At 60.9% G+C, this 16,558-nt stretch carries 17 protein-coding genes and 1 tRNA gene; 11 read left to right on the top strand and 7 right to left on the bottom strand.

The window, feature by feature from the left end; all coding sequences use genetic code 11:
• Positions 1 to 65: 65 nt before the first annotated feature.
• Together tpx and ACESTR_RS04325 are read left to right on the top strand one after the other, a co-directional pair.
• Positions 66 to 572 carry a thiol peroxidase gene (gene tpx / locus ACESTR_RS04330; RefSeq protein WP_244075878.1) on the top strand — a complete coding sequence of 169 codons (507 nt, stop codon included), beginning with the start codon at positions 66 to 68 and terminating at the stop codon, positions 570 to 572.
• 21 nt (positions 573 to 593) lie between these two features.
• Positions 594 to 869 (top strand): putative quinol monooxygenase, encoded by a 276-nt coding sequence (locus tag ACESTR_RS04325; protein WP_195291073.1) that lies wholly within the window; start codon positions 594 to 596, stop codon positions 867 to 869.
• Positions 870 to 1,020: 151 nt separating this feature from the next.
• On the opposite strand, the gene ACESTR_RS04320 is transcribed toward ACESTR_RS04325, so the two are convergent.
• The 7 genes from ACESTR_RS04320 to ACESTR_RS04290 are packed head-to-tail and all read right to left on the bottom strand — an operon-like array spanning position 1,021 to position 8,318.
• A complete protein-coding gene (locus ACESTR_RS04320) occupies positions 1,021 to 1,941 on the bottom strand; it encodes a FimB/Mfa2 family fimbrial subunit (RefSeq protein ID WP_302289139.1) in 921 nt (306 codons plus the stop codon).
• Between the two features lie 12 nt (positions 1,942 to 1,953).
• Positions 1,954 to 3,120 (bottom strand): hypothetical protein, encoded by a 1,167-nt coding sequence (locus tag ACESTR_RS04315; RefSeq protein ID WP_373178879.1) that lies wholly within the window; start codon positions 3,118 to 3,120, stop codon positions 1,954 to 1,956.
• Between the two features lie 19 nt (positions 3,121 to 3,139).
• A complete protein-coding gene (locus ACESTR_RS04310) occupies positions 3,140 to 4,225 on the bottom strand; it encodes a DUF5031 domain-containing protein (RefSeq protein WP_278973380.1) in 1,086 nt (361 codons plus the stop codon).
• 12 nt (positions 4,226 to 4,237) lie between these two features.
• Positions 4,238 to 5,191, bottom strand: a complete 954-nt coding sequence (locus ACESTR_RS04305) for a FimB/Mfa2 family fimbrial subunit (RefSeq protein WP_195291069.1) — start codon at positions 5,189 to 5,191, stop codon at positions 4,238 to 4,240.
• A 16-nt stretch (positions 5,192 to 5,207) separates the two neighbouring features.
• Positions 5,208 to 6,278 carry a hypothetical protein gene (locus ACESTR_RS04300; protein ID WP_244075873.1) on the bottom strand — a complete coding sequence of 357 codons (1,071 nt, stop codon included), beginning with the start codon at positions 6,276 to 6,278 and terminating at the stop codon, positions 5,208 to 5,210.
• A gap of 40 nt (positions 6,279 to 6,318) precedes the next feature.
• Positions 6,319 to 7,752, bottom strand: a complete 1,434-nt coding sequence (locus ACESTR_RS04295) for a hypothetical protein (protein WP_302268279.1) — start codon at positions 7,750 to 7,752, stop codon at positions 6,319 to 6,321.
• 11 nt (positions 7,753 to 7,763) lie between these two features.
• Positions 7,764 to 8,318, bottom strand: coding sequence for a DUF3575 domain-containing protein (locus tag ACESTR_RS04290; RefSeq protein WP_195291063.1), 555 nt, complete (start codon positions 8,316 to 8,318; stop codon positions 7,764 to 7,766).
• Positions 8,319 to 8,777: 459 nt separating this feature from the next.
• On the opposite strand from ACESTR_RS04290, the gene ACESTR_RS04285 reads away from it, so the two are divergent.
• The 9 genes from ACESTR_RS04285 (at position 8,778) to ACESTR_RS04245 (ending at position 16,555) form a co-directional block, all read left to right on the top strand.
• A tRNA-Ser gene (locus ACESTR_RS04285) sits at positions 8,778 to 8,865 on the top strand.
• Positions 8,866 to 9,118: 253 nt separating this feature from the next.
• Positions 9,119 to 10,564 carry a Fe-S cluster assembly protein SufB gene (sufB, locus tag ACESTR_RS04280; RefSeq protein WP_130063597.1) on the top strand — a complete coding sequence of 482 codons (1,446 nt, stop codon included), beginning with the start codon at positions 9,119 to 9,121 and terminating at the stop codon, positions 10,562 to 10,564.
• Positions 10,565 to 10,576: 12 nt separating this feature from the next.
• Positions 10,577 to 10,843: a flavodoxin family protein gene (locus tag ACESTR_RS04275; protein WP_373178876.1), complete on the top strand. Its 267-nt coding sequence runs from the start codon at positions 10,577 to 10,579 to the stop codon at positions 10,841 to 10,843.
• Positions 10,837 to 11,589 carry a Fe-S cluster assembly ATPase SufC gene (gene sufC, locus ACESTR_RS04270; protein ID WP_009598044.1) on the top strand — a complete coding sequence of 251 codons (753 nt, stop codon included), beginning with the start codon at positions 10,837 to 10,839 and terminating at the stop codon, positions 11,587 to 11,589. The genes ACESTR_RS04275 and sufC overlap by 7 nt, the downstream gene beginning before the upstream one ends.
• A complete protein-coding gene (locus tag ACESTR_RS04265; protein WP_014776201.1) occupies positions 11,586 to 12,407 on the top strand; it encodes a SufD family Fe-S cluster assembly protein in 822 nt (273 codons plus the stop codon). The genes sufC and ACESTR_RS04265 overlap by 4 nt, the downstream gene beginning before the upstream one ends.
• Positions 12,408 to 12,409: 2 nt before the next feature.
• Positions 12,410 to 13,627 (top strand): aminotransferase class V-fold PLP-dependent enzyme, encoded by a 1,218-nt coding sequence (locus ACESTR_RS04260; RefSeq protein ID WP_373178874.1) that lies wholly within the window; start codon positions 12,410 to 12,412, stop codon positions 13,625 to 13,627.
• Positions 13,628 to 13,677: 50 nt separating this feature from the next.
• Positions 13,678 to 14,367, top strand: a complete 690-nt coding sequence (locus ACESTR_RS04255) for a dTMP kinase (RefSeq protein WP_373178872.1) — start codon at positions 13,678 to 13,680, stop codon at positions 14,365 to 14,367.
• Positions 14,360 to 15,466: a BT_3928 family protein gene (locus ACESTR_RS04250; RefSeq protein WP_373178870.1), complete on the top strand. Its 1,107-nt coding sequence runs from the start codon at positions 14,360 to 14,362 to the stop codon at positions 15,464 to 15,466. The genes ACESTR_RS04255 and ACESTR_RS04250 overlap by 8 nt, the downstream gene beginning before the upstream one ends.
• Before the next feature lie 60 nt (positions 15,467 to 15,526).
• Positions 15,527 to 16,555 (top strand): efflux RND transporter periplasmic adaptor subunit, encoded by a 1,029-nt coding sequence (locus ACESTR_RS04245; RefSeq protein WP_042493759.1) that lies wholly within the window; start codon positions 15,527 to 15,529, stop codon positions 16,553 to 16,555.
• Positions 16,556 to 16,558 lie beyond the last annotated feature (3 nt).

The following is a 16,558-nucleotide window of genomic DNA, read 5'->3' as shown; positions in this document are numbered from 1 at the left end:
CCGGCCGAAAAACAATAAACCCCGGCCGGGGACGTTTAATAATGGAACCGTTAAAGTAAACAGTCATGTCGAAGACAAAATTCAAAGGTTCGCCCGTGCTTGTCGCCGGCGAATTCATAACGGCGGGCGCCGAAGCTCCCGCTTTCGAACTGGTTAAGAGCGACCTTTCGCCCCTGCGCTTGAGCGACCTGAAAGGCAAGCGCGTCGTGCTGAACATCTTCCCAAGTCTCGATACGAGCGTATGCGCGACTTCGGTGCGCAAATTCAACAAGCTGGCCGCTTCGCTGCCCGATACCGTCGTTGTGGCCGTGTCGAAGGACCTGCCTTTCGCGCATGCCCGTTTCTGCACGACCGAGGGCATCGAGAATGTCGTGCCCGCATCGGATTTCCGTGCGTCGGGATTCGACGGGGCTTACGGCGTGCTGATGGCCGACGGACCGCTGGCCGGCCTGCTGGCGCGTGCCGTCGTGGTGATCGACAAGGCGGGCAGGGTGGTGTACACCGAGCTGGTGCCGGAGATTACCGAGGAGCCTGACTACGACAAGGCCGTCGAAGCCGTGAAAGCTAACTAACCGACCTAAATAGATACGATCATGATAAGACTGAATGTTTTTATCCGCACGACCGAATCCAACCGTGCGGAAATACTTTCCGTGGCAAAAGAACTGGTGACCGCTTCACTCAAGGACGAAGGTTGCATTGCGTACGATATTTTCGAGAGTGCGACGCGTCCGGACGTGCTGATGATCTGCGAGACGTGGAGCGACGCCAAGGCGCTGGCTGCACACGAACAGGCGTCGCATTTCACGACGCTGGTGCCGCGTTTGCATCAGTTGGGTGAAATGAAACTGGAGAAGTTTATTTTCTAAACTCCTGCAACGCAAAACGAACCCTCCGCATCTTGATGCGGAGGGTTCGTTTTGCACTAAGCAGCCGGCAATCAATTTCGGCGGCGACGGCTTGGAGTATTACGGTCTTTTAATATATAATGAAACAATGTAGCGGTATTGTGTCGGAAGGTTATTTCAGCACAACTTCCCCGCCGCCTTCGTTCGAGCCGTCCCACGTCGTGTCGACATCGACTGAAAATTCGATCTCTTCCCGAAGACCGCCCTCCTTGAAACGCGCCGTAAGTTCGGTCAGCTGGTTGCATTCGATGTTCAGCGTATCCGTTACCATCCGGTCGTAAACGGGCGATGGGCCGTTGTCGCTGTAGAGCTTCAGCCGCCACGCGGTCTTCATGCCCGGCAGGGTGCAGAACGTTCCGAGCGTATATGTGCCGTCGGCGCGTGTGCCCATGTCGGTCACGGGAATGCGTCTGGCTACCTCGCACGGGCGGTCGGGATCGCCGCAGAGCGGCATGCGCTCGCCTACGTTGTCGAGCGAAACCTCCACGGATGCGATCTCTGCAGGCAGGTTTTCGAAGCGGAAACGTGTCACGCCGTATACGCGCCGAAGCACGGCTTCGAACTCGTTGCGGCAGGGGCATGTCACCTCGAAGGGGAGATCCGCCCGGAAATGGTCGTCGGCGCCCTTTTCCCCCTGATAGACGATGTAACGCAGCTCCGGTGCATCGGTGGTTCCGGCCATCATGCGCGGTGCGGCGTTGGCGGCGAACGCCAGCCGGTAGTTCCCGAACGGAAGCGTGTCGAGACGGAAGAGGTAGCTGTTTCCGTCGGCGGCCCGTATGTCGTCCGCCCGGCCCTGTCCGATCAGCCTCCCTTCGGCATAGAGCAGGTAGTCGAGCGAATGGATGCGTTCGGCGAATTCCGGCTCCAAGTCCGACGGACGATAGGGCGGCCGGGTCTGGAATCTTTCGACCCGGAGTGTCACCGCAACGTTTCCGCCTTGGGGCGGGCAGGCGTCGAGCTTCTCCTCGATGCACGATGCCGACAGCAGCAGGCACGAAAATACGAACGGTATGCAGGATAAATTTTTCATGGCTTCGTGTTTTTAATAGGACATGGCGTTCCACTCGTAGAACGGATCGAAGAGCGTTACCGCGTTTTCGGGGGTGCCTGCGTCGTCCGCAGCCTCGACCACGTCTATCAGGAGCTGCGACGAGGTGTCGTCGTAGATGTCGGTGGCTTCGAAAACGATGCCGGCGATCGTGCTGCAGGCCAGACTGCGGGTGTAGACTTCATCCGTTTTGTAGCTGAATCCGCCGCTTTTGCCCGAAATCCGGATGTCCGTTATCTTCACCGGGATCTCTCCGGCTTCCGGTCCGGCGAAAAGGAAGGGCGAAAAGACCGTCGAATTGGTCTGACACATTTGATATCTGCCCGCTCCCGATGTGTGGAAATCTCCCATCGTCGACATGCACCACGGCAGCTCGTATATTCCGGAAGCGCCGTAGTACATATTTCCGAGCGCATCGATTCCTTCGGCAAAGGGCTTCGTTTGCGACGTGAAGAGCGCCTGAACGGTATGGGCCGTCGTTTCGAACGTGAATGCGTTGACGGGCGAAGGCTTGTCCTTGAGCAGGACGCGGAATTTCGCCACGCGCCGCTCGGCCCGCAGCGTCACTGCCGGCATGCCGGCCGAGTGGAGATCGCCGCTTTTGGGCACCGTGAAGTCGGCGACGGCAATGAAAACCTCGCGGGTCAGCTGCCGGTAGCCGCTGTTCATCCAGTGTGTCGAAATCGGATAGGTAATCAGCGGCGGCGTGAGCAGCGCATCGTCGGCGTCGTCGGCGACCACTTTTCCGGGGACAAGCTCCGTATTCCAGTCGCACGACTGCCAGTTGATCGCGGCAACGATCCGGTAATCGCCGGGCCGCAGTTCGCAGCCGAACGAGCACGGCGGCAGGGCGTCCGCGAGTTTCAGTTCGGCCCACGGACCCGAATCGGCATCCAGCAGAACGGTTTGCGTCGCATCCACGATCCAGCGTGCTCCGGTCTTTTTCAGGATCAGCAGGCGGCAGGCGTTGCCGAACCACTCCTTGTAGGAGGAGGCCCGCGTCATGGGTTCGAGCGATGTGTCCGTGTCGGGGGCTTCCAGCCGGAAGCCGACTTCGACACGTGACTCTTCGTCCGCCGACGGTCCTCCTGTGGGGGCGGTGTCCGAACACCCGCCCGTCAGCAGCGCCGCACATATCATCAAGAATGGAAATTTTTTCATAACCGTACGATTTTCCGTTTTACAGCCAGTCGAAATTCGTTTCGACACCTCCTCCGACCGGAACGTCGATGATCCGGTCGCAGCGCAGTCCCACCCGGTTGACCGTGTAGCAGTCCGCAGCCACCGGAAGTCCCGTGCCGGCCTCGGCCGCCGGAAGGGCGAGCGTTACCTGACGCTGCTGGAAACATGCCGGGGTGTGGGCGTCCGCGTGGCCGTTGCCGCAGACGGGCGTCGTGTCGTAGTAGGTGAAGAGCAGTTTGATGCGGAGGTGCGAGTCGGACGGCAGCAGGAATGCCCCTTCCATGCGCAGACTGCCGCGCAGACCGGCATCGTATACGCCGAGTCCTCTGTCCGCTTGGGGAAGCGCGACCCTGAAGTCGGTTGCTTGAGGCTCGATGCTTCGTGTCAGCGGTTCCGCGGCATATGCCGCAGGAACCAGCGTCCCGTTTTCGTCGAAACGCAGCGCCGTCGTCGGATTCTCATAGGTGATTTCGATCCGGGATACCCGGTCGATCACCGACTCCGTGTCGGGCGAAACGATGCTTTCGGGCTGTGACAGCGAGCCGCCCGTACGGAAGATGTCGAAAAGCACCTGTCCGGCGATACGCGTCAGCGTGAGACGGATGCTTCCGTCGCGCAGAATGGCTTCGCCGCTCAGGTCGGTAAAGCCGCCGTACCCGTCCGGCGCCGCTGCACCGGCAGCGCATTCCAGCCGCAGGTCTTCCCAAGCCGCTCCGGTGACGAGCGTGGTGCCGGCCGCCGTGTTCAGCGTGAGCCACTCCCCGCCGTCGGGCTGGGCGATCATCAGAAAACGGTAGTCGGAACTTCTCAGCTCGGTGAGCGGTAGCCTGAGCGTTTCCCCGTCGGCGACCGAAGTGTAACTGCGGTCGAAGAGGTATCCGTCCTGCGTTCCCGCCGCCCGGCGGAAAACGTAGAGCGGGGTTGCGAATCCCGCTGCCGAAGGCGCGCCTTCCATATGCACTTCGGTGTAGCGGAGTTTGCCGTTGCAGGGGAGACACTCCTCCTGTGGTTCCAGCCCGCAGGCCGCCAGCGCCGAGAGCGAAAACAGCGTTCCGCAGATTCTGTATAGGATATTTCTTTTCATCACGATTGTTTTTTATTCCCAAATGCCCGTATCTCCGTCCTGTTCCCGTTCGATCGGGGCGGTTTTTATTTCGACCCCGACGGCGGGATATCCGGAGGTGATCCAGAGCGTGACGTCGAGCCGTTTGTTGCGTTCCGCCCGGCCCGTCAGATGCAGTCGCGCCGGTTGCAGGGCGGCCCCCGCGGCGGGAACGACCGAAATGTCGAGACCTACCTCTCCGCCGTCGGCGGGCGGAATGATGAAAGGCCCTTCGAGCCGGATGAATCCGCCGTCGGTCAGCTCCGCATAATCCGCCGCCGCGAGTGTCGCCGCCACGGTGGCCGTCCCGCTGCTTCCGGCCGGGGTTACCCGCAGTCCCGCGGCTCCGGCCGAAAGTTCGATGCGGTCGATCTCGCCGAGTACCGATTGCGGTTCCGCATAGGGAACCTCCACGTACTGCGTGCCGTCATGGTATCCGCGCTTGACCGAGACTTCGATCCGGCAGACGGCGCGCCGGAGCGTTGCCGCGACGGTCAGGTCCGCACCGCCGACCGTATGGATCGCGTCGGCGTCCGAAGCCGGGTATTGCAGGAACAGCTCGTCGGCCGGACAGCAGGTGCCGGGTGCCTCCGCATTCTCGCGCAGGGCGAAGTGCACCTCCTCCCATGCCGTCTGCCGTGTGAGCGGTTCGGGTGCGAGGACGAGCCGGTCGGCCGCTCCGCTTGCGAAGAGGAATTTGTACTGCCCGTTCGGCATGCGCACCGACATCCTGCCGTCGGAGGTCCATCCTTCGCGGAAGAGCGTGTCGAAGAGGAACCGGTCGCCCTGCCGGCGGAAGGCATAGACCGCAACGTCCGCGGCTCCTTCTCGCCGCAGCGTGACGCGCGTCGTTTGCGGATTCGGACCTCCGTCCGCCCTCTCCGGCTCCGAACAGGCAGCGCAGACGGCTGCCGCCAGAATGAGCGCCGTTAGTTTGCAGTGTTTCATGGTGAGTCTGTTTTCGTCAGTCTATCTCTCCGTCCACGAAGTTCGATCCGTCCCAGACCGTATCGACCTCGACGTCGAAATCGACACCCGTGGTAAAGACATTGTCGCCCAGTACGTAGATCCGGATCAATGTCGCTTTGTTGCGCTCGACCGGAATTTTGTCCGTCAGGGCTATGGTGCGCGTCGATCCCTTGCCTGAGGTGAGCAGCATCGAGAATCCGGTGGCGGGCGTATTGTCGGGGTTGGGGATCAGGTATGTGCCTTTCAGGTGCGCCGAACCGGAGATGATGTCGGCGGGCTGTACGTTCTCGAAATCGTATTTGTCTGCTCCGACGACCGTCGAGACGCCCGTACCCGTCGTTACCGCGTCCGCAGGAACGGCAATGGTGTGCGACACGTCGAAAAGCCCCTCGGCCTTCTCGCCCGAAAGGCCCAGCCGGCTGTTGGCCCCGGTGTACGAGAGCTTCACCCCGGCCAGTTTTTCGGGGCCGAAGATGTCGTCGCCCGGTTTTTCGGTATAGACGCCTGTCGCCGCGTCCTTCTCCGCCCGGATGAAGAGTACGTCCACGCGCGAAACGGCGCGGCGGAGCGTGGCGCTCACGGTTTGTTTCGGGCCGTCGAGCGATACGGTGCAGGACGGAACCGCATCGAGCGGTGCGTTGAGCATGAAGGCCGCAGGAAAACTCTCTTGGGTATGTGTTACGCAGAGCGCGTCGGAAAGCACGGCGTCCGTGAGGGCCGGCCACGTGTAGTTGCCCGGCGCCGCCAGTCCGTAGGAGGGCAGGAACTTGTAGTCGCCGGCGGGAAACTGTACCGTGCCGGAGAGCGCCGAACCGTCGAAGCTCATCGCGCCGAGCGGGACGTCCTGCATGTAGACATAGTCCGAGCCGGTGTTTCTGAACGCCAGAATGCGGAATCCGCCGGTGTCGTAAACCGGGCCGCGCCCCGACGCCGCCTGCGGCGTTCGGGTGACGAATTGCAGGTTGCCGGCCGCCGGATCGGTAACTCCCGTTTTTTCTCCCTCGTCGGAGCATGCGGCGGCAACGGCGAAAGCCGCAAATACGAACAGATTGTAAATTTTTTTCATGTCTTATTTTTTTAGGTGATTTGGAATCCGAAACCGGGTGTTACCAATCGCAGCTCAGTTCTGCGAAATGGGCCAGATTGTATGCCGCATCGTCCGAACCTTGCTCCGCGGCGAGCGAGAAGCAATGCTGCGCCTTCTGCGTATCGCCGTCGATCAGGCACAGAATGCCGAGGTTGTTCCATGCGCAGGAAGCTCCGTCGCAGCGGGCCAGACATTGGCGGGCCGTCTGGACATCGCCGCGTCGCAGGGCCAGCGCCGCCATGTTGCTGCAGGCGCAGGGATCGTCGGGGTAAAACTCCAGTGCGACCGCGCAGACATAGGCCCTTTCGGGCGAATCGACGCCGTAGCTTTCGGCCAGCCGGCACATTTCGCCGAGGCTCAGCCATTCGGGGTGCGAGCCGATCAGTTCGCGGCACTGCTCCACGGTGAACGGGGGCAGCGTATATCCGATGCGGTAATCCACGCGCCGCAGCTGCGGATAAACTTCGTGCAGCAGCATGAGATAAGTTTTGCCGCCGTCCGTTTTCCAGATGCCGGCGTCGCGGGCGTCGGGATCCGCGACCGTGTCGATTACGGCCAGCACCTCGTCTCTTGCGGGCAGGTCGGAGAGGACGACCCAGCGCCGCAGGCTGTCCCAGTCCTCCGGTTCGGTCGCGGTGGTGAACTCGGCCTCTTCCAGTCCGAAGTTCTCCTGCAGGTAATTGCGGATCGACCGTACCCGGTTTGCTGAAAGACGGGTGTTGAATGCGTATGTATCTTCGGGTGAGGCATATCCTTTCAGGTAGATGTTCTCGACCCGGAGCGTGTCGTTCCCCGTCAGGCAGGCCGTAAGGCTGTCAATGCGCGCCAGCTGGCGGCCGTTGTCGGCGAATCCGCGCAGCAGTACCGAACGGCCCTGCGGGAAATGCACGACGGCGGTGATCCGTTCGCTGCGCCGTTTGGGCGCGTCCGCGGGGACGAGGAACGACAGCCGAGGTTGTACGGGAGCCGCGATTTCTGCGGCGATCAGCGGCGGCAGGGCGGTCCTGCGCCCGGCGCACCCCTCCAGATCGCGGTAAAGGACGACGCGCCCGCCCGCCATCCACGGCTGGTAGGGTATCTCGCCTTCGAAGAGAACCGCATTCCCCGACGTGTTTTTCCGGCCGTACCGGATGACCGTGTTGCTGAAAACATTCTCGGAGGCGGCCGGCGTGCCGTAAAGCCGCTCCCGGCGTTCGTTGACTTTCTCCCGGATGCGTCCCGTGAAAACGACGGGAGCCAGTTGCATGCGGTGTTCGCCGTCGGTGACGACCGGCGTGACGGTCAATTGTCCGTTGGCCGGGAGGTCCATGCCGGCGGCGATCGGCAGCTTTATGCAGAGCCGGTCGCCGTCTCTGTAAGCGGCGGGATTGCCTTCGCGGCCGTAAGCCGCTGCGGCAGTGATCAGACATGCGGCCAGCAGGCCGGTTATGCGGTGTAGCGTATGGCGTTTCATATCTTGCTGCTTTATTTGATGATGAAGATGAGTGTCAGGCCGATTTTTGTCGGTCCGAAATAGTTGCGCGACCGGGTGCGGATCACCTCGCCGCATTCGGCGATCGGATATTTCCGGTCCCATAGACGGGCATACCCGACGCCGACCGTGGCTTCGAGATTCCAGCGTTTCCCGATCAGCCACTGATACCCGTAGGACAATCCCGCGCCGTAGAGGTGCCCCTGATAACGGTTGTGGCGGAAGGCGGTGCTGAAATCGATTCCTCCGGCATTGTATTCGGCGTAGTGGGCGTGAAGTCCGAAGAAATGGCCGTTGAAACTCTCGCAGAGCCAGTAGCGCACTTCGGGTTGTACGAGCCAGTGTTTCCACCGGGCGTCGCCGAATTTCCACGGGTTGTAATTGCCCGATACGTCCAGCGTCACGCGGCGGCCGAGCGCCGCTTCGACGCCCAAGTTGATCGTAGCCGTGGCATCGTAGAGCAGGTTGCTCTTTACAGCCCATTTCTGAGCATGGGATGTATTTACCGACGCCAGCAGGAGTGCCAGCATGAAATAAACCTTATTCATTTTCTCATCTTTTATTGTCCCGAAAGCGACCGGGTAAAGGTGTTGCGACCCGGTTTCACCTTGAAAAGAATGGCACCCTGAAAAGGCGCCGTCGTAGCATATGCGTGCAAATGATCTGCCAGAAATGGATGAACTTTTTCCGGTCAGGTTCAATGTTTTATCTTATAGCGAAATAAAAATACGGCCGCTGCGGTCCGTAACAGGGGCGCGGTGCATGTCCCGGCGCAATAGAACGAACGGGTGCCGGCCCTGCGTGTCCGGCGCATGCAGACCTTGGGACCGGTCGGCTCACGGTTGCACGCCGTCTTGGTGCGGCAATGGGGCAGGGCGCAGATTATCAACGCGAAGGCGAATCCGGTGCGATGGAAAAATGAAATTTTGACTGCATTTCTTTGTATTTCGTCAAAAAGATTCTATATTTGCACACCCGTTTCAGGATAAAGGCCCGGAACGGCGACCGGAGAGTTGGGTGAGTGGCTGAAACCACCAGTTTGCTAAACTGACGTACGGGATTACTGTACCGGGGGTTCGAATCCCCCACTCTCCGCCGAGAAAGGGTGTCGTGCCGACAGCCTGAAATAAAGACGACCTCACGGCCGTCTTTATTTTTTTAGTCCTGAAAATGGGGATGACAAGTCGAAGATATCGAAAATCCATTGGCGCGGAAACGCCCGTTGTCATTTCCCGCTCCCCGTTCATCCCGCTTTTTTGCCGTTTTGCCCGCTCTGGACCCAGATTTGCTCTGCTGCGTTATGAAAATGTGATTTGATTTTGTACCTTTGTACGATATTTCGCGCATAATGGCAGAGAAAGATAAAGACATACTGGAGAATATCGGAGAGCAGGAATACAAGTACGGCTTCACCTCGGATATCGAGACCGAAACCATCGGCAAAGGACTGAGCGAGGATGTCGTGCGGCTGATCTCCGCCAAGAAGGGCGAACCCGCATGGATGACCGAGCGGCGCGTGGCGGCCTACCGCCACTGGCTGACGATGGAACCGCCGACGTGGGCCCACCTGACGATTCCCGAAATAGATTTTCAGGACATCATCTATTATGCCGCCCCCAAGCAGCAGAAAAAACTCGATTCGATGGACGAAGTCGACCCCGAACTCAAGCGGACGTTCGACAAACTGGGCATTCCCCTCGAAGAGCAGATGGCGCTGGCGGGCGTGGCGGTCGATGCCGTGATGGACTCGGTGTCGGTCAAGACTACCTTCAAGGAGGTGCTGGCCGAGAAAGGCATCATCTTCTGTTCGATTTCCGAAGCGCTGCGCGACTACCCGGATCTCGTGAAGAAGTATCTCGGCAGCGTCGTGCCCTATACCGACAATTTCTACGCCGCGCTCAACGCCGCGGTCTTTTCCGACGGTTCGTTCTGCTACATTCCGAAAGGCGTCCGCTGTCCGATGGAGCTTTCGACCTATTTCCGCATCAACGCCGCGGGAACGGGGCAGTTCGAACGTACGCTGATCGTAGCCGACGAAGGTGCTTACGTGAGCTATCTGGAGGGGTGTACAGCCCCTCGCCGCGACGAAAACCAGCTGCATGCCGCCGTGGTGGAGATCATCGTCGAGAAAGACGCCGAGGTCAAATATTCGACGGTGCAGAACTGGTATCCGGGCGACAGGGAGGGCCGGGGCGGCATCTATAATTTCGTCACCAAGCGCGGTATCTGCCGCGAGAACGCCCGTCTGTCATGGACGCAGGTCGAGACCGGGTCGGCGATCACGTGGAAATATCCGAGCTGCATTCTCGCCGGCGACAATTCGGTGGGCGAGTTCTACTCGGTGGCCATGACCAACAATTTCCAGCAGGCCGATACCGGTACGAAGATGATCCACATAGGGCGCAACACCCGCAGCCGCATCGTGTCGAAAGGCATTTCGGCCGGGCGGAGCGAAAACTCCTACCGCGGTCTGGTCCGCATGGCGAAGGGGGCTGAGAACGCCCGCAACTATTCGCAGTGCGATTCGCTGCTGATCGGCGACAAATGCGGGGCGCATACCTTCCCCGTGATCGACAGCCGCAACCGCACGGCTGTGGTCGAACACGAAGCCACGACCTCGAAGATTTCGGACGACCAGCTCTTCTACTGCAACCAGCGGGGCCTTTCGACCGAGGACGCCGTGGGGCTGATCGTGAACGGCTATGCCCGCGAGGTGCTGGCCAAACTGCCGATGGAATTCGCCGTCGAGGCGCAGAAACTGCTTTCGATCAGCCTCGAAGGCTCGGTCGGATAACGGGCGGGAAAGATGAAAGTGCTGGTGCTCAACGGCAGTCCGCGGGGCAACGGTCTGGTCTCGCAGATGCTGGAACATATTGCCGGCAGTTTGCCGGAGACGTGCGACGTCGAGCGTATTTTCGTGCACGACCTGACCGTAAGACCCTGCACGGGGTGTATGAGCTGCCGCTCGAAACTCCGTTGCGCGCTGCCCGAAGACGATGCGCACCGCGTCGCGGAGGAGATCCGCACGGCGGAGATTGAAAAATGTAAAAAACTGGCAAGAAAGATATGTTAAGCGTAAAAAATCTGCATGCGTCGGTCGACGGCAAAGAGATTCTGCGGGGCATCGACCTCGAAGTGAAAGCCGGCGAGGTGCATGCCGTCATGGGGCCTAACGGCTCTGGCAAATCGACGCTCGCGGCGGTGCTCGCGGGCAATGAGAAATTCACGGTGACCGAAGGCTCGGCCACGTTCCTCGGACGGGACCTGCTGGAGATGCCGATCGAGGACCGGGCGCGTCTGGGGCTGTTTCTGGGTTTTCAGTATCCGGTCGAGATTCCGGGCGTCACGATGGCCAACTTCATGAAGCTGGCCGTGAACGAGCAGCGCAAGTTCCGCGGCGAGGAGCCGCTGACGGCCGCCGAATTCCTGAAACTGATGCGCGAGAAGAGCGCCGTCGTGGAGCTGGATTCGAAACTCACCTCGCGCGCCGTGAACGAAGGCTTTTCGGGCGGTGAGAAGAAGAAGAACGAGATTTTCCAGATGGCGATGCTCGATCCGAAGCTGGCCATTCTGGACGAGACCGATTCGGGACTCGACATCGACGCCTTGCGCATCGTCGCCACGGGCGTTACGAAACTGCATACGCCCGAAAACGCGACGGTGGTCATTACGCATTACCAGCGATTGCTGGATTACATCGTGCCCGACGTGGTGCATGTGCTCTACCGGGGACGCATTATCCATACGGGCGACAAGACGCTGGCTCTCAAACTCGAAAAGGAGGGCTACGACTGGCTGATTAACGATTACAGGGAATGACGGCGATACTCGATATAATCCGTGATTTCCGCACGGCGCAGGGCGAAGTGTTCCGGATCGAAGGGACGCAGGACGGGCCTTATGCGGCGGTCGATCCCCGGCGCATGCGCATCGAGGCCGCCGCGGGCGCGTCGGGACGCATCGTGGTGGTGCATACCGCGCCCGACATGTCGTCGCTGGAAGTCGTCGCGGCGGAGGACGCCCGTCTCGAAATAACAGAGGTGTTCCTCGCCGAAGCTTTCGCGGAGGTTGCGGTGAAGCAGTCCGCACGCAGCCTGTGCCGCCTGACGGCCGTGCAGCTTACGAGCGCCAACGTCTCCTATACGATCGATCTCGACGGCCGCGATGCCGAGAACATGCTGGGCGGGGTGTTCCTTGCCGGCGGTGAAGAACACTGCGTCGTCAAACTGCGCACGAACCACAACGTGCCCGACTGCCGCAGCAATTCCTATATCAAAGGTGTTGCCGGCGGTTCGGCTCGCGGCGAGTTCTGCGGACTGGTCTATGTGGCGCCCGATGCGCAGCATACCGACGCGCAGCAGCAGAACCGCAACATCCTGTTGAGCGAGACGGCGCATATCGCCACCCAACCCCAGCTGGAGATATATGCCGACGACGTGAAGTGCTCGCACGGCGCGACGGTGGGGCAGATGGACTCGGAAGCCGTGCTGTATATGCGCCAGCGCGGCCTGAGCGAGGTGCAGGCCCGCCGGCTGCAGATCGAAGGGTTCGTGGGCGACGTCGTACGCCGCTGCGGTGTGGAGCCGTTGTGCGAGACGATGATGGAGGCCGTTAGGGCCAAAATGGAAAAATTGTGACCATGTTCGACGTTGAAAAAATACGCGGGGAGTTCCCGATTCTCGGACGCGAGGTTTACGGCAAGCCGCTGGTCTACCTCGACAACGGGGCCACGGCCCAGAAGCCGCTGGCGGTGATCGAGACGATCGATTACCTCAACCGGGAGCTCAACGCCAATATCCACCGCGGGGTGCATTACCTTTCGGAGGAGGCCACGACGCTCTACGAAGCGTCGCGCGAGCGCATCCGCGCCTTTATCGGGGCGGCGGAGAAGGAAGAGGTGATTTTCACGGCCGGCGCGACGGCTTCGCTCAATACGGTGGCCTATGCGTGGGGCGAGAAATTCGTCCGTGCGGGCGACAACATCGTCGTCAGCGAAATGGAACACCACTCCAATATCGTTCCGTGGCAGATGCTGTGCGAACGCAAAGGAGCCGAGATCCGGGTGCTGCCCTTCGACGACGAAGGGCGTCTGCGCGCCGAGCTGCTGCCGTCGCTGCTCGACGGGCGCACGCGCGCCGTCGCCGTGACGCAGGCGTCGAATACGCTCGGCACGCGGCCCGAACTGCGCGGGATTATCGACGCGGCGCATGCCGTGGGGGCGATCGCCGTCGTGGACGGATGTCAGGGCGTCGTGCACGGGGGGGCAGACATGCAGGAGTTGGATTGCGATTTCTACGCATTTTCGGGGCATAAGCTCTTCGCTCCGACGGGTATCGGCGTGCTGTACGGCAAACGCGCGCTGCTGGAGGAGATGCCGCCGTTTCTGGGCGGCGGGGACATGGTCGATACGGTGACGTTTGCAAAGACGACCTATGCGCCCGTTCCGCTCAAGTTCGAGGCGGGAACGGCCAACTTTTCGGGCGCCATCGCGCTCGGCGAAGCGGTGAAATTCGTCCAGCGCTTCGATCCCGAAGAGGTCGAGCGGCACGAGCAGGCGCTGCTGCGCCGCGCGACCGAACGTCTCGCGGCGATCGACGGCCTGCGGATTTACGGCACGGCGTCCGGCAAATGCGCCATCGTGTCGTTCAACGTCGAGGGCGTGCATCCTTACGATATGGGGATGATTCTCGACAAGCTCGGCATCGCCGTCCGTACCGGACAGCACTGCGCCGAGCCGGTGATGGACCATTACGCGACGACGGGCATGTGCCGCGCTTCGTTCGCGCTTTACAACACGCAGGCCGAAGCCGACGCGCTGGCCGACGGGGTCGAACGGGCCGTGCGGATGCTGCGCTGAGAAGAGGAAACTACCATAACTACCACAAACGGAAATAAAACAGGCAACCTATGTTCATTGTACTCGAAGGATTGGACGGAGCGGGCAAATCGACCCAGATACGCATGCTGCGCCAGCTGTTTGCCGACAGGGGCGTCGAGAGCGAGTATGTGCATTTCCCGCGCTTCGATTCGCCCGTATACGGCCAGCTGATCGCCCGGTTCCTGCGCGGCGAATTCGGCGGCGTGCAGGAGGTCGATCCCTACCTCGTGGCGCTGATTTTCGCGGGCGACCGCGCCGACGCCGCGCCGCAGATACGGCAGTGGCTCGCCGAAGGAAAAGCGGTGGTGCTGGACCGTTACGTCTACTCGAACGTGGGTTTCCAGTGCGCCAAACTTCCCGCCGGCGAGGAGCGCGACCGGCTGGCCGACTGGATCGTGAACCTCGAATTCGGCTATAACGCGCTTCCCCGTCCCGACCTCTCGCTGTTCCTCGACGTACCGTTCGCCTTCACCGAGCGCAAGCTCTCCGAAGCGCGCGAAGGCGACGACCGCGACTATCTGCAGGGCGGACAGGATATCCACGAGGCGTCGTTGCAGCTGCAGCAGGACGTGCGCAGCGTCTACCTCGCTTCGGCGGCCAAGGACCCGTCGCTGCGGGTCGTCGATTGCAGCGACGCTTCGGGCGCGATGGAGTCGCCCGAAGGCATCTTCGCCAAAATCCGTGAGGAACTAATCCCAATACTTGGAGCAGATGCGTAAAACACTGGTATTCAAACTGATAGCCAATATCTGCCGGTTGATCCTCGCCTGCACTTTTATTCTTTCGGGTTTCACGAAGGTTATCGACCCGTGGGGCACGGCGATGAAGGTCAACGAGTACCTCTCGATCTACGGCGTCGAGTCGCTGCAGCCTGCGAGCATGGCTTTTTCGATCTGGTTGTGCGGCGCCGAGTTGATGATGGGGTGCATGCTGCTGTTCAAGGTCCGCATCCGTCTGATTTCGATCTTCGCCGTGCTGTCGATGCTGTTCTTCACGGCGCTGACATTGCTGAGCGCCACGCTGATTCCCGTCGAGGACTGCGGCTGTTTCGGCGAGGCGCTGAAACTGACGCCGTGGCAGACTTTCTTCAAGAATCTGGCCCTGCTGCCCATGGCCTTCGTGGTCTGGTGGCGCTACCGTCCCGACAAGATTTTCGCCTTCAACGCGCTGGAAATCGTGCTGACGGTCACCTTCTTCTTCCTTTCGATGTATCTGGGGTACTACTGTTACCGCCATCTGCCGCTGATCGACTTCCTGCCCTACAAGGTCGGGGTCAATATCTGGGAGGGCATGCACGCTCCGGCCGTCGAACCCGGCGAGACGGAGACCGTGCTCGTTTACCGCAATCTCGAAACGGGCAAACTGCACGAATTTTCGCTCGAAGACACCGCATGGCAGGACGCCGGGAAGTGGGAGTGGGTCGATACCCGGACTACCGAGGAGATGCCCGCCATACGCCCGCTTATGAGCGAATTCGCCCTGCGCGATGCCGAGGGGGACGCCACGGAGGAGATACTGACCGCTCCCGGACGCGTGTATATGCTTTGCGTCACCTCGTTCGACCGCCTGCCGCGCGCCTGCGCCAAACGGTTTGCCAGACTCATACAGCGTGCAGAGACCGAAGGCGCACGTGCCGTCTGCCTCACGCCCCAGCCGCTGTACGGCGTCACCCGCCACGATTTCGGATCGGGCGAAGTACGGTGCTATAACATAGACGCTTCGACCATGAAGACCATGCTTCGCGCCAACAACGGCATGGTGTTGCTCGAAGAGGGCGTGATCCGCGCTAAAAAGAATTGTCGCGATATTCGTCCATAGGGACTTTTTGCGGCGAGTGGTATGAAAGTTGACCCCGGAAACGGAGTCAACTTTCTTATTATGCGAACTTTCCAAACTTTATTCATTCTTCTCGCGCTGTGCGGCTGCGGCCGCCGTCAGCCGGCGCCTGAGACGGTCCGCCCGGTGAAGGTCGTCACGGCGTCGGGCGCCGGGGTCATCGACAAGGATTTCGCGGGCATGGCTACGCCCGACGACGCCGTGAATCTGGCGTTCAAGCTTTCCGGACAGGTGCTGGACGTTCCGGTGTCGCAGGGCGAGAGCGTGAAGAAGGGGGCGCTGCTGGCCGAGCTCGACCCCCGCGACATCCAGCTGCAGGTCTCCGCCGACCGCTCCGCATACGAAGAGGCCCGCTCGCAGCTGCAGCGCATGCAGCGGCTGTTGGAGCACGAAGCCGTCTCGCAGCAGGAATTCGAAGCTTCCCGAACCCGCTATGCGCAGGCCCGCTCTGCTTATGACAACTCCCTCGATATGCTCAAGGAGACCAAGCTCCGGGCGCCTTTCGCCAGCGTCGTCGAACGCAAATACGTCGATAATTACGAACGGGTGCAGGCCGGACAGACCATCGTGCGCGTCGTGAATCCCGTGACGACGCAGGTGCAGTTCACCCTGCCCGAAAGCGCTCTGCCGCTGCTGGCCTCCCAATCCACGCGCTTCGAGGTGGAATTCGACAACTACCGGGGCGTGAAGTTTCCGGCCGTGCTGAAAGATTACGCCAAGACTTCGTCCGATGCGTCGGGATTTCCCGTATCGCTTCGCCTGACCAATGCCGATCCGGGGCGTTATCCCGTCTCTCCGGGCATGTCGTGTACGATTACCATGCAGAGCGCCGACCCGGTTCCCGACGCCGTGTCGCTGCCCGTGTCGGCGATCTTCGCTCCGGCCGAAGGCGGCACCTACGTCTGGATCGTGACCGGCGACGGCCATGTCGTGCGCCGCGAGGTGACGCTGGGCGAGCTGTACGGCCGCGACCGCGTCGTGGTGGACAGCGGCGTGGAGCCGGGCGAGCGCGTCGTCACGGCGGGCGTTTATCAGCTGCGGCAGGGCGAGCGGGTGCGAATCCTAAAGTGATAC

It is taken from the genome of Alistipes sp. DJF_B185 (genome assembly GCF_964250025.1).
Classification (GTDB): domain Bacteria; phylum Bacteroidota; class Bacteroidia; order Bacteroidales; family Rikenellaceae; genus Alistipes; species Alistipes finegoldii.
Note: the sequence above shows the minus strand (reverse complement) of the source record. Positions and strands in the feature narration are given on the sequence as shown.

What these genes read in the sequence shown, in the direction of transcription:
- ACESTR_RS04320 (WP_302289139.1), bottom strand. Translation starts at nt 1,941, where the DNA reads ATGAAAAATTTATCCTGCATACCGTTCGTATTTTCGTGCCTGCTGCTG.
- ACESTR_RS04260 (WP_373178874.1), top strand. Translation starts at nt 12,410, where the DNA reads ATGTTCGACGTTGAAAAAATACGCGGGGAGTTCCCGATTCTCGGACGC.
- ACESTR_RS04305 (WP_195291069.1), bottom strand. Translation starts at nt 5,191, where the DNA reads ATGAAACACTGCAAACTAACGGCGCTCATTCTGGCGGCAGCCGTCTGC.
- sufB (WP_130063597.1), top strand. Translation starts at nt 9,119, where the DNA reads ATGGCAGAGAAAGATAAAGACATACTGGAGAATATCGGAGAGCAGGAA.
- ACESTR_RS04295 (WP_302268279.1), bottom strand. Translation starts at nt 7,752, where the DNA reads ATGAAACGCCATACGCTACACCGCATAACCGGCCTGCTGGCCGCATGT.
- ACESTR_RS04275 (WP_373178876.1), top strand. Translation starts at nt 10,577, where the DNA reads ATGAAAGTGCTGGTGCTCAACGGCAGTCCGCGGGGCAACGGTCTGGTC.
- ACESTR_RS04265 (WP_014776201.1), top strand. Translation starts at nt 11,586, where the DNA reads ATGACGGCGATACTCGATATAATCCGTGATTTCCGCACGGCGCAGGGC.
- ACESTR_RS04255 (WP_373178872.1), top strand. Translation starts at nt 13,678, where the DNA reads ATGTTCATTGTACTCGAAGGATTGGACGGAGCGGGCAAATCGACCCAG.
- ACESTR_RS04290 (WP_195291063.1), bottom strand. Translation starts at nt 8,318, where the DNA reads ATGAATAAGGTTTATTTCATGCTGGCACTCCTGCTGGCGTCGGTAAAT.
- ACESTR_RS04250 (WP_373178870.1), top strand. Translation starts at nt 14,360, where the DNA reads ATGCGTAAAACACTGGTATTCAAACTGATAGCCAATATCTGCCGGTTG.
- sufC (WP_009598044.1), top strand. Translation starts at nt 10,837, where the DNA reads ATGTTAAGCGTAAAAAATCTGCATGCGTCGGTCGACGGCAAAGAGATT.
- ACESTR_RS04315 (WP_373178879.1), bottom strand. Translation starts at nt 3,120, where the DNA reads ATGAAAAAATTTCCATTCTTGATGATATGTGCGGCGCTGCTGACGGGC.
- ACESTR_RS04310 (WP_278973380.1), bottom strand. Translation starts at nt 4,225, where the DNA reads ATGAAAAGAAATATCCTATACAGAATCTGCGGAACGCTGTTTTCGCTC.
- ACESTR_RS04325 (WP_195291073.1), top strand. Translation starts at nt 594, where the DNA reads ATGATAAGACTGAATGTTTTTATCCGCACGACCGAATCCAACCGTGCG.
- ACESTR_RS04245 (WP_042493759.1), top strand. Translation starts at nt 15,527, where the DNA reads ATGCGAACTTTCCAAACTTTATTCATTCTTCTCGCGCTGTGCGGCTGC.
- ACESTR_RS04300 (WP_244075873.1), bottom strand. Translation starts at nt 6,278, where the DNA reads ATGAAAAAAATTTACAATCTGTTCGTATTTGCGGCTTTCGCCGTTGCC.
- tpx (WP_244075878.1), top strand. Translation starts at nt 66, where the DNA reads ATGTCGAAGACAAAATTCAAAGGTTCGCCCGTGCTTGTCGCCGGCGAA.